8 protein-coding genes and 1 riboswitch are annotated in these 11,041 nt (G+C 53.3%); of the genes, 5 read left to right on the forward strand and 3 right to left on the reverse strand.

Annotation, left to right across the window (positions count from 1 at the left end; all coding sequences use genetic code 11):
- Positions 1 to 74 precede the first annotated feature (74 nt).
- The gene (gene soxZ, locus JOD69_RS19440) at positions 75 to 386 is read left to right on the forward strand and encodes a thiosulfate oxidation carrier complex protein SoxZ (RefSeq protein WP_205780632.1); all 312 of its coding nucleotides are present in this window, start codon (positions 75 to 77) and stop codon (positions 384 to 386) included.
- 14 nt (positions 387 to 400) lie between these two features.
- Here soxZ and JOD69_RS19445 read toward each other — a convergent pair whose 3' ends face one another.
- Both JOD69_RS19445 and JOD69_RS19450 read right to left on the reverse strand, forming a co-directional pair.
- On the reverse strand, positions 401 to 1,981 hold the full coding sequence (locus JOD69_RS19445; protein ID WP_077728120.1) for a peptide chain release factor 3: 1,581 nt from the start codon (positions 1,979 to 1,981) through the stop codon (positions 401 to 403).
- A 120-nt stretch (positions 1,982 to 2,101) separates the two neighbouring features.
- Complete coding sequence (locus tag JOD69_RS19450; RefSeq protein ID WP_077727977.1) at positions 2,102 to 2,215, reverse strand: entericidin A/B family lipoprotein; 114 nt, start codon at positions 2,213 to 2,215, stop codon at positions 2,102 to 2,104.
- Positions 2,216 to 3,185: 970 nt separating this feature from the next.
- On the opposite strand from JOD69_RS19450, the gene JOD69_RS19455 reads away from it, so the two are divergent.
- Complete coding sequence (locus JOD69_RS19455; RefSeq protein WP_086133591.1) at positions 3,186 to 4,835, forward strand: M12 family metallo-peptidase; 1,650 nt, start codon at positions 3,186 to 3,188, stop codon at positions 4,833 to 4,835.
- Between the two features lie 1,226 nt (positions 4,836 to 6,061).
- Positions 6,062 to 6,149: riboswitch (cyclic di-GMP riboswitch) on the forward strand.
- 86 nt (positions 6,150 to 6,235) lie between these two features.
- Entirely contained in the window at positions 6,236 to 8,083 is a 1,848-nt protein-coding gene (locus JOD69_RS19460) for a reprolysin-like metallopeptidase (RefSeq protein ID WP_139841027.1), read from the forward strand.
- Positions 8,084 to 8,230: 147 nt separating this feature from the next.
- Here JOD69_RS19460 and JOD69_RS19465 read toward each other — a convergent pair whose 3' ends face one another.
- Positions 8,231 to 8,947 carry a cistern family PEP-CTERM protein gene (locus JOD69_RS19465; protein WP_168175311.1) on the reverse strand — a complete coding sequence of 239 codons (717 nt, stop codon included), beginning with the start codon at positions 8,945 to 8,947 and terminating at the stop codon, positions 8,231 to 8,233.
- Between the two features lie 171 nt (positions 8,948 to 9,118).
- Here JOD69_RS19465 and JOD69_RS19470 point away from each other — a divergent pair, with 171 nt between their 5' ends.
- Positions 9,119 to 10,075 (forward strand): transposase, encoded by a 957-nt coding sequence (locus JOD69_RS19470; RefSeq protein WP_077727972.1) that lies wholly within the window; start codon positions 9,119 to 9,121, stop codon positions 10,073 to 10,075.
- Between the two features lie 319 nt (positions 10,076 to 10,394).
- Complete coding sequence (locus JOD69_RS19475) at positions 10,395 to 10,772, forward strand: ferredoxin (protein ID WP_077727971.1); 378 nt, start codon at positions 10,395 to 10,397, stop codon at positions 10,770 to 10,772.
- Positions 10,773 to 11,041: the final 269 nt, after the last annotated feature.

The following is an 11,041-nucleotide window of genomic DNA, read 5'->3' on the forward strand; positions in this document are numbered from 1 at the left end:
TTCGTATCCCTGCTTGAATCCAAGCGATCTAATGATTACCTTAACTTTGGCCCCGTTCGACCTGAGTCACTAAAATGTCCAGCATCAAGATACGCACCAAGCAGGAAGAAGGCCTAACCACCGTCCGCATGCTTATCACCCATCCGATGGAAACCGGACGCCGCTGGGATGAGCTGACGGAAAGAACCATTCCGGCTCACTTCATTCGAGAAGTCAGAATAGAGCACAATCAACGCTTGGTCGCAAGCTGTGAGCTAAGCACAGCCGTATCCAGAGATCCCTACATCTCAGTGAGATTCCGTGGCGGAAAAACGGGCGACAAGATTCGTGTCACCTGGGCGGACAATTTGGGAAACACCGACAGCGCCGAAAGCACCATCGGTTAAGGTTACGCAGCACCTTACAGTTCACGGGTTGCGCTGAAGCGAATATCCGGCCAGCGCTCCTGGGTAAGCTGCAGATTGACTCGGCTGCTGGCCAAATAAACCAAATAACCGCTGCCGTCTTCGGCCAGATTGTCGAAAACCTTGCGCTTGAATTCCTCCAGCTTCTTCGGATCATCACACCCGACCCAGCGTGCCGTGGTGACCGGTACGTTGTCGTAAACGCATTCGACGTTGTACTCCGATTTCAACCGGAAGGCCGTCACATCGAACTGTAGGACACCCACGGCGCCCAGAATAAGATCGTTATTCTTAAGCGGCCGAAAGAGCTGGGTCGCGCCCTCCTCGGTCAATTGCTGCAAGCCCTTTTGCAGGGCCTTCGCGCGGAGCGGATCTTTCAGCACCACCCGGCGGAACAACTCCGGCGCGAAATAAGGCACCCCTTCGTATTTGAGCGTCTCCCCCTGGCTGAACGTATCGCCCACCTGGATCGTGCCATGGTTATGCAAGCCGATGATGTCGCCCGGATACGCCTCTTCGACATTGGTTCGGGTATCGGCCTGGAACGTGATGGCATTGGCGATCTGGACCGTTTTGCCGATGCGGACGTGGTGCATTCGCATGCCCTTCACGTACTTGCCCGAGCAGATTCGCATAAAAGCGATGCGGTCGCGGTGCGCCGGGTCCATATTCGCCTGAATCTTGAAGACGAAGCCGGTGAACTTTTCTTCCTCGGGCCCCACGACGCGCTCGCGGGCTTGCCGCGCTTGAGGCGGTGGCGCATAGTCTGCAAACGCGTTCAATAGCTCCAGAACGCCGAAATTATTGATCGCCGAGCCGAAAAATACCGGAGTTTGCTTTCCGGCCAAGTAGGACTGGATGTCAAACTCGTGACTGGCGCCGCGCACCAGCTCGATCTCCATCCGCAACTCGTCTGCCTGATCTCCGAGTATCTCTTCCAACCGAGGGTTATCCAATCCCTGGATGACCTCCCCTTCGACGATGCGATCACCGTGAGACGGGCTGAACAACTGAATTGCGTCGTCATACAACTGATACACGCCTTTAAAGCGCTTGCCCATGCCGATGGGCCAAGTCATGGGCGCGCATTGAATCTTTAAAATGCGTTCGATCTCGTCCAACAATTCGATGGGCTCCCGCCCTTCGCGGTCGAGCTTGTTAATGAAGGTGAGGATCGGAGTATCCCGCAACCGGCAGACCTCCATGAGCTTAATGGTCCTTTCCTCGACACCCTTGGCGCTATCGATCACCATCAGGGCGGAGTCCACCGCCGTGAGCGTCCTATAAGTATCCTCGGAAAAATCCTCGTGTCCGGGAGTATCCAACAGATTGAAAATCTTATCCTTGTGCTCGAACTGCATGACCGAGGTCGTAACCGAGATTCCTCTCTGCTTTTCCATCTCCATCCAATCCGAGGTGGCGTGACGAGCCGCCTTGCGTCCTTTGACCGAGCCGGCCAACTGGATCGCGCCTCCGAACAGGAGGAGCTTTTCGGTCAATGTGGTTTTACCGGCGTCCGGGTGAGAGATGATGGCGAAAGTGCGGCGGCGGCTTAATTCCGAAAGAAATTCAGACATCGAAAATTGCAGCGAAAAATACAAATTATACCGCGCTCGCCACGACTAACGGCAGCAGAACACGACTTTGAAAGGGATTATGTTCTTGTCGGGCCGGCCAGTTTTGGGAGTTTGGACGAGCTATCGGTTACGCCGGTCGGCAGCCTCTTCCATTTTCCTGCCGAGCTTTTGGACGTCCTTGCCGAAGCCCGATACGGTATTGCACCCGACGAGCATTGCGATCATCAGCCACATCAGGACGCGAAAAGCGAATTTCCTCACAAGTATCCCCCGCAAAAAATTGATCCAATCACTATAGGGGCTAGTTGCGGCCCATTTCAATACCTTGTCACTTAGCTCGATACGGTACTTTCGAATCCCAGATTTTTCACCGTAATCAAGCGCGATTCCATGCCATGTTCGACGCAGTAGCGCGACTCTAGAAATTTCTAGTTTGGCACAGCGATATTTTCGCTTTCTTACAACAGTGTCGCGCAATAGCGACTAGCCTCATAGACCTCCCTCGGTGAACCTCCACAGACCATTCTTTACTGACTTCTTGGAAGCGGTTGAACGATTTTGCCCGTTTCTTAAGAGCGACATACGAAGCCCGAAAATATCGGCCAATGTCTCGCATTTGTTTACTTATTAAATGCTTATGAATATGGCCCAAATAATGCCTGAAGCCGAAGCGTGCCGAACAAGGGTTACACAAGAAAATCGTTAGGGACGATAAACACAATCGAGGCACCACGGATAACAAGCCAATGCCGTGCGCTATTGGGGGCTCTGGCGATCGTCAGGCTACGTGACCATAACCACTACCGTAAGCCGTGTAGTCATGAAGAAAAAGAATCGAATCTTCTATTCGCCACTGATTTCAACCGAAACCTCGATGCCCCCGCCGATCATTCCGCCAAAAGCGGTTCGACCTGAGAGCAGCGAAAGGTAGCAACGCGAAGCCAAGGTTCGACGGCAGTCATCCCGCGCAGGCGGGATTGTCAATCGAACCTTAAACGGCAAAACCTAGCGGAATAACTCCCTGCCTCAGGATTCCGGTCGATTTCATTCCACAAAAGACCGCTCTGTAGCAGCAGGCTTCCCGACGCGGCCTGATTCGTGACGCCCTGAAAAGGGACACCGGGACTGACTTCCTGAGAATTAGAGGAGGAGATTTCGAGAAACCGCTCGCATCTGCTTTCCATTACTAAGAGGAGCTAAAAAAATGAAGAAGCACTTGGTCTTGAGTCCGTTATACCTGTCTCTGGCCTTCTCGGGGGTAAGCCATACGGCCGTCGCCGAACGAAAATTGCCTGAAGACTTATTTCAGGACGTTTGGAACGCCATACCGGACACCTATCTGCCTCCTCAAGCCAAAAAAGGCAGACATCGTTCGGTCCGGCCTAATTTCGACAGACTCAAAGCAGATGCCATAAATCTGAATATTTTCAATGACACGCTTCTGGTCGCCGAGAAAGACCGTATCGTCGACAATGTTCAGGGGCATTCCGCCTGGGTTGGTCATCTGCAGGGCGAACCCGACAGCGAAGTCATTCTGGCTGTGATCGGAAAAGCCATGTCCGGAACCATCAAGCGGGGGAATGGTGAAATCTACGAGATCCTTGCCAACGATGATGATACTCATACCGTCCGGCAGGTGGACCCGAGAAAGATTCTGCCTCACAAACACCCGATTCCCGATGTTGAAATGGACCCAGATCTAGCCAACGCGCCGGCCAGTTCGGAAGCCGAGACGGCCGCCAATGAGCCGCCGATAGCCGCAGCCACGATCACCGATACGATCGTGGACCTGATGGTCGTCTATACGCCGAAGGCACGCGCCAATGCCGGCGGCACCTCGGGCATTCAAGCCAAGATCGTGAAAGCCGTCGAGGCCGCCAATCAAGCCTATATCAACAGCAAAGTTCATATGAAGCTCAACCTGGTGCGCATGGCTGAGGTCAACTACACGGAAAGCGGCGATATGGCCCGCACGCTTAATGATCTTCGCGGCACAACGGACGGCAAGATGGACGTCGTACATTCCTGGCGCAATCAATACGGTGCTGATCAAGTGACCCTGGTTTCCGCCGACGCAAATTACTGCGGTATCGCCTATCAAATGACGCGGCTGAGTAGCTCCTTTGCACCTTATGCGTTCGCTGTCGTGCATGACGACTCAAGAGCGTACTGTCTCGCCGCGCAAACTCTGGCGCACGAACTGGGCCATAACCAGGGCAACGCGCATGACCGCGCCAACTCCAGCTATGCCGGCATTTATTCCTACTCTTATGGGCATCGTCTGTGCCAAAGCGGCGGTTTCCGGACGGTTATGTCTTACCCCTGCACCGGGGCAACGCGCATTTCGAATTTCGCCAATCCTAGCGTTTACTACAACGGCAAACCCACAGGAATCGATCCGAACATAAATCCCTCAAAGGCCGCGGCGACCGCCTGGTCGATGGAGAAAGCCCGAGCCACGGTTGCCGCGTGGCGTGCCAGTAAAGTGGCCGCTTCCGCTCCGGCGACTCCAAGCAGGCTGGCAGCTTTCTCTCAATCCGACGATGGAATCAATCTTCGCTGGATGGATAACTCGGATAACGAGGAGGGATTCAAAGTGGAGCGCTCCCGCGATGGAGTCAACTGGGAAGAGGTAGCGTTACTCGGCTCCGACATCACCAGTTTCTCAGACACAGGACTCAACCCGAACAGCGAGTACTCGTATCGCGTATCGGCCTATAACGGCATAGCCGAGTCCAGCCCCAGTGAAGTCGTGACAACGGCAACAGCGTCGGTTGTCAATGGCGTTACGGGAAGGACCGACAACGACGCCGATAATGAGCGTCGGCGATATCGCTTTGGTCGCCGCATTTGATCGAATGTCGAATATCGTAGCGTTACGCTTTATCTGATCTTGATCGAGTAGCACCGGCTGGAATCTGCCACTGAGGCAAAAATTCGTTATCTAAGTACATTCAGGGAAGTCTTGCGGCATAGGCAACCTGCAGGACAACCCCGCCAATCTGTCGAGATTCCGCAAATATTTGCGGAATGTACTTAGGGCATTTTCATACCTACTGTACGGGCACTCGCGAGTAGGTCGGGAATCCCTTCCAATCGCAAACGGTCGCTTTGGTCGCGACCCTTCCAATCGCAAACGGCGTCTTCGGGAAGGGCGTGGCCGGCGCTCCCGGCCAGGCCGTTTGCGATTGGAAGGGTCATCCCAGCGCTCCTGGGATGACCGTTTGCGATTGGAGCGCCGAAGCCCCCCTTCCCGACACCATGTCCCGGTCGAGCGTCTTCGTCGGAAGGGTCGCGACCAAAGCGACCGTTTGCGATTGGGAAGGGATTGCCGACCTACGAATGCTTGAATCCATCCACCCGAGCCGAAGGCGCCAACGACTTCGGCCAAGCCTGTTTTGCCGTACGAGCGAGATAAAAACGCTCTAAGCCCGAACTATCATACGTATCCATCAAAGGGTGCCCGTATGACAGTTCGGGTGAATCGAGTCAGGACTGCAAACCGCTCCGCTCTTAGCCATTCCAAGACGATCTTCCTAGTGTCGCCAGCCGGAATAATCGGACAAATCGCCGCTGGATAACGCGTTTTTCTCGTTTTTTCCTGGAAATGGCCAGTGACACATGCCGCATGGCTGTTGCCAAATGGAGACATGTTTTGCCCGGCCACTCCATGGAACCGGTCATTTTCTGACTCAAGTCCTGCTCTGCATACAAGAGATTCAAGGATTCGCCAGACCGATCACCAACGAACATCGGATTGGCATACGGCGTGCTAAACCGCCATGGCACCGGATAACGTTTGACGTGTCAGCCACTCCGGTGTCGTAGCAACGCTACAAACTCAAAAGAAGCTGCGATTCGCTTAACCTGTGCCAAGGGGGGTACGGGCAGCAATGCATCGTTTATCCGAAGGTGAGGAGCCACCCGGCGAACGATTACGGCCACTGATAAAAAACAACAATCAATGCCTACATGAAACAATCTACAACACTTTTTTGCCGACTCAATCACACAAATTCCCTAGATTTAGACCAATCTTATTTCTACAGAAAAATCGAGCCGCTGACCTAATGCCGCTTGATCTGAAAAAGGCAAAACCATCGAAAGGTGGTGGCGCAAAGTTACCGGTCTACGGGAGCCAGGCTCCTATGACAGCGGGATTGCCAGCTCAAGCCAAAGGTTGCTTTGGTTTGTCTCATCCCCGCGGGTTCCCAGAGACCATCGCCGTCAACTCGACTCTTAGGGGACCACAACGTGAGCAACAAGACTCAGCATTCTAAGTTCACCGCTGCGCGCCGCAAAAATATCCTCGGACTGGCTGGCGTATTTGCAGCCTTAACGTCTATTGTGGGTGTCGTCCATGCGGCGCCGCCGCAGCGCTTATTCAGCGACACGAATCTGACCCTGCCCACGCAGGCCAAGGCGCAGATCAAAGCCATCAAGGGCCGCAGCCGGGGCGTAGCCATCGACTTCAACGCGGTGAAGGCCGATACGCTCACCCTCGAACTGCTCAACGACACCACGGTTACCGCCATCCGCGATCGTATCGAAGACATCGACGGCCGTTTGTCCTGGGTCGGTCATATCGAAGGGCAAGAAGGCAGCAGCGAGGTGATCCTCGCCGTTCGGGGGCAGGCGATGTTCGGAACCGTCGTGATGGACGACGGCAGAATGTTCGAGATCGCCTACGCCGGCAATAAAACGCATGCCGTCCGCCAGATCGATCCCAACAAGACCGCTCCGCATTCGGAACCCCTCGCGCCGGATATTAATGCCGCCGGTGAATTGGCCGGTACAACGACATCCTCGACTAGCCCGTCCACCGCAGCCGCCAGCACCGGCCAAGTCATCGATCTGCTGGTGGTCTACACGCCTCAGGCCCGCGTGAATGCTGGCGGCGTCTCGGGCATAGAAGCCAAGATTATTAACGCCGTTACCAAGGCCAATCAGGCCTACCTGAACAGTCAGGTGGACATGCAGTTGAACTTGGTAAAAATGGCCGAAGTCAGCTATACCGAGACGGGCAACATGTCGACCAGCTTGTCGGATGTCACCGGCACCAGCGATGGCAAAATGGATGAGGTACACTCCTTACGCAACCAGTACGGCGCCGATCAGGTGGCGCTTATAACCGCTGAAAGCAACTACTGCGGCATCGCCTACGTGATGAATAGCCTGGGTTCCTGGTTCGCTCCGTATGCGTTCGCCGTCGTGCATGACGATTCCAAATACAACTGCCTCGGCAACGATACCCTGGCGCATGAATTGGGCCACAATCAGGGCAACATGCACGACCCGGACAATTCCGCCTACGCCGGCGTGTACCCCTACTCTTATGGTTACCGGATCTGCGGCGTGTTCCACGATGTCATGTCCTACAGTTGCAGTTCGCCACGAATCTCGCACTTTTCTAATCCTAACGTTTATTACAATGGCCAGCCGACCGGGGTGGCGAACTACCAGGACACCGCCCGTTCCATGAATGGCACCAGCGCCACCGTCGCCAGTTTCCGGTCCTCGACCACGACCACCACGACGCCCACGGTTCCGACTGCCCCCACAAGTTTGGCGGCGACTACTCAATCATCCAGCAGTATCGCCTTGACGTGGACGGATAAGTCTAGCGACGAAACCGGATTCAAGGTGCAGCGCTCGCTGGATGGCGTCAATTGGAGCGAAGTCGCTTCGCTCGGCAGCAACGTCACGAGTTTCACCAATACTGGCCTCAGCGCCAGCACCACTTATTCTTACCGTGTCTACGCCTACAACAGCGTCGGCAACTCCGCCTTCTCCAATACCGCCTCGGCGACCACCTCGGCTAACAGCGTCGACACAACTCCGCCCACGGTTAAAATCACCAGCCCCTCCAATGGCGTGAAGGTCGGTAACTCGACAAAAATTACCGGCACTGGCAGCGATAACGTCAAATTGCAGGGGCTGAAGCTGGCCATCGACGGCGCCGTGCGAGCTTCAACCAGCGGCGGCTCGATCTCCTATAACTGGAACACCCGCAGCATCGCGAAGGGCACGCACACGATCACGCTGACTGGCACCGATGCGGCGGGTAACACCAATCAAACGTCGATTCAGATTTACAAATGAAAAGGAATTGCAGGATTGCCTAGGGGTTGACAGAAAAGGTTTCTGCCAAAAAAACGGATATTCTTCAGCAAACCTCAAAGAAAAAGCCGTCCCAATGGGACGGCTTTTTAGTTTGCCTGATCAGAAGTCTTTGTGATCTTTTCAGAGCTATGCCTTTTTTCTTCTCCAATTCCTAAAGCCTAGACCAAGCAGACCGGCTCCCAAGAGTGATAAGATGCTCGGCTCTGGAACGGTTATATCGGGCGGTGGAGGAGGAGGCGTAGTTGGAACCGATATGTCACCGAGCACTTTGTCAGAACCTTGTCCATTTGAACCAACCTCCTGAAAACGTGCGTAGCAGCTTGTGCTCGCATAGCAGTCATCCAAAGTGTTGATAAATGCGCTAGTGATGCCAGCTCCATCCAAAATAGGATCTGTGATGAAATCAAGCGAGACTTGCGCAGTTAAGCCTTCGGTAAGCCCGCCATTCGGATTTCCACCCGAGAAATTACTGTTCAACGCGATAGCGATATCGACTTGGTTATACGGATTTAAGGTCACATTGAATAACAGATTAGGGAAATAGCCCGATAGATCTTCATAAGTTCCCGCTACAACACTCACACCCGTTGGCAGGTCGAAGCCGAATCCCATAAGTGTCGAACCTATGTTTGTGGGGGTAAGATTCGCTATATCCAATAACAAATTGAACTCACCAGGAGGCGGAGCAATGTCGGTGAACGTAAAGCCCACGCTCGCTTTCGATCCGGTATTTTCAGTGCTGCCGTATTGACTGTCGTAATTCAAGGTAAACGCCGGCGTAGCACTAGCATCAACTCCCCCTATAAGAAGGAGCCCGCCAAATAAAATTTTTAGAATTTTCATAGTCATTTCTCGTTGTAGTATCTCTCCACAAAACGTCGACTGCATCAAGTGTGCCACCCCAAAGAGACCAACGAGTATATATGCGGGGATCTGATGTCAGAGCTGGGGTCAGGCTTTTATTATTTGGTTTGCATGCTATTGTTACCGTAGTTTTCGATAAGGCTTAGCTTCATGGCCAGAAAACCCCGCATCCACATCCCCGGCGCTGTCTATCACGTCATGCTCCGCGGCAATGCCGGACAGCCTATCTTTTTTCACGATGAGGACAGAGACGTTTTCGAGGAATTGGTTGGCGAGGGCGTCTCCCGTTTCGGTCACCGTATTCACGCCTACTGCTGGATGCCGAACCATGTCCACTTGGCGGTTCAAATTGGCGATGTGTCGCTTTCAAAAACCATGCAACACCTGGCTTTTCGTTATACGCGGTGGATCAACAAGCGCGAAAACCGGATCGGCCATCTGTTCCAGGGCCGATTCAAGGCGATCCTGATCGATGCCGATGCTTATCTGCTCGAACTTGTTCGCTATATCCATCTCAATCCAGTCCGGGCAAATTTAGTCCACGATCCTGCCGAGTATCATTGGAGCGGACATCGAGCTTACCTCGACCTAGATCGCGTTAGCTGGCTTACGACAGAGTGGATCTATTCCCAGTTGGCTCAAGATGTGGCGACAGCACGGGAGCGTTACGCACGTTTCATCGCGGGAGGATTGGACGAGGGTCATCGGGAAGATTTCCATAGAGGCACGGTGGAGGGGCGCATACTCGGGGATGAATATTTCGCCGAGAATGCGCTAAGGCAGTCCGATAAGGCATCACGAGCACAAATTAAACTTGAATCGATCATTAGCGTAGTCTGTGCGGCTCGCAAGATGGATTTGGATCAAATCAGCGGTGCAGACCGTGGCCGAGCGGGCGCCGCGGCTCGTGCGCTGATCGCGTACTTAGCATTGGAACTCGGCGCTGCCACCTTGACTGAGGTCGGCAACTTCCTCAACCGCGATATATCGACCTTGAGCACGGCGGTCAGTCGCTTACGGGAGCGCATAAAGCAAGAATCCGAATTGGCAGCGGAAGCCAAACGATTGATGAATCTTTTGGCCATTAACAAAATTAACAAAGCCTGACCCTTCATATTTTGCCGGTTCGCAGGCCATGTAAATTTTCATCCCACGCTTCTGGCGTTACGCACTGCTCTTAATATGTAAAAATTCTTGACACACTCAGAATGAAAACCGAAGCCAACAGGCTCTTAACGTCAAATGAATCAGTGGTTTTTGACAAAATTGTGAATTAAAACAAAGCCATAAGGCCGTAAATTTTGTTGACAATTACACTCGGAAAAACGCGCACACAGGCAAGGTATCCGCAACATGGACCGGATGCGTGATATAAATCAATAGCTGCGACGGCTTTTTTTTGCGATCTCTTTAAGCCAAGAAACGAATGACTGAAAGCGACATCGATAAAAACTTGCGTACTATCGCTCAAGTCCTAGCGATCTCCGCAACCAAGCGACACATCTTTCTCTGCTGTGATCAGACCAAGCCAAAGTGTTGCCGCAAAGAAGAGGGGCTTGAATCCTGGGAATATTTAAAGCGCCGACTGGATGAGTTAAAGCTGACCGGCTCGGCCGGAATCCAGCGTACCAAGGCCAATTGTCTGCGGGTGTGCCGTCATGGGCCGATTGCAGTTGTCTATCCGGAGGGCGTTTGGTACCACTCCTGTACGCCAGAAGTTCTCGAGCGAATCATTCAAGAACATCTCATCGGCGGAAAGCCGGTAACCGAGTATGCGTTTGCCATGCGGCAAGCTGAAGACTAAATTCTATTAGGCTGGCGGCGCCGATGAGTGTCAATGCCTACGATGTCAGACCGGCTACGCAGTAATCAGCCTATGCCGGTAGCCATGCGATATCGAGAACTTCTATAGCATATAGAGACGTGGACTTGAAAATTAGAACTATAACAATGAGACAAATTGGAATGACGGCATCAAGAGTAATGGTCAAATGTTGTGTACGGGGGTGGGCTCAGGCGGCGACTTTCTCGACGTCTTCCTGAACTCCATCCTTGAACACGACTCCCTCGATG

It is taken from the genome of Methylocaldum sp. RMAD-M (assembly GCF_017832375.1).
Lineage (GTDB): Bacteria > Pseudomonadota > Gammaproteobacteria > Methylococcales > Methylococcaceae > Methylocaldum.

What these genes read in the sequence shown, in the direction of transcription:
- JOD69_RS19455 (WP_086133591.1), top strand. Translation starts at nt 3,186, where the DNA reads ATGAAGAAGCACTTGGTCTTGAGTCCGTTATACCTGTCTCTGGCCTTC.
- JOD69_RS19450 (WP_077727977.1), bottom strand. Translation starts at nt 2,215, where the DNA reads ATGTGGCTGATGATCGCAATGCTCGTCGGGTGCAATACCGTATCGGGC.
- JOD69_RS19470 (WP_077727972.1), top strand. Translation starts at nt 9,119, where the DNA reads ATGGCCAGAAAACCCCGCATCCACATCCCCGGCGCTGTCTATCACGTC.
- JOD69_RS19445 (WP_077728120.1), bottom strand. Translation starts at nt 1,981, where the DNA reads ATGTCTGAATTTCTTTCGGAATTAAGCCGCCGCCGCACTTTCGCCATC.
- JOD69_RS19475 (WP_077727971.1), top strand. Translation starts at nt 10,395, where the DNA reads ATGACTGAAAGCGACATCGATAAAAACTTGCGTACTATCGCTCAAGTC.
- JOD69_RS19465 (WP_168175311.1), bottom strand. Translation starts at nt 8,947, where the DNA reads ATGAAAATTCTAAAAATTTTATTTGGCGGGCTCCTTCTTATAGGGGGA.
- soxZ (WP_205780632.1), top strand. Translation starts at nt 75, where the DNA reads ATGTCCAGCATCAAGATACGCACCAAGCAGGAAGAAGGCCTAACCACC.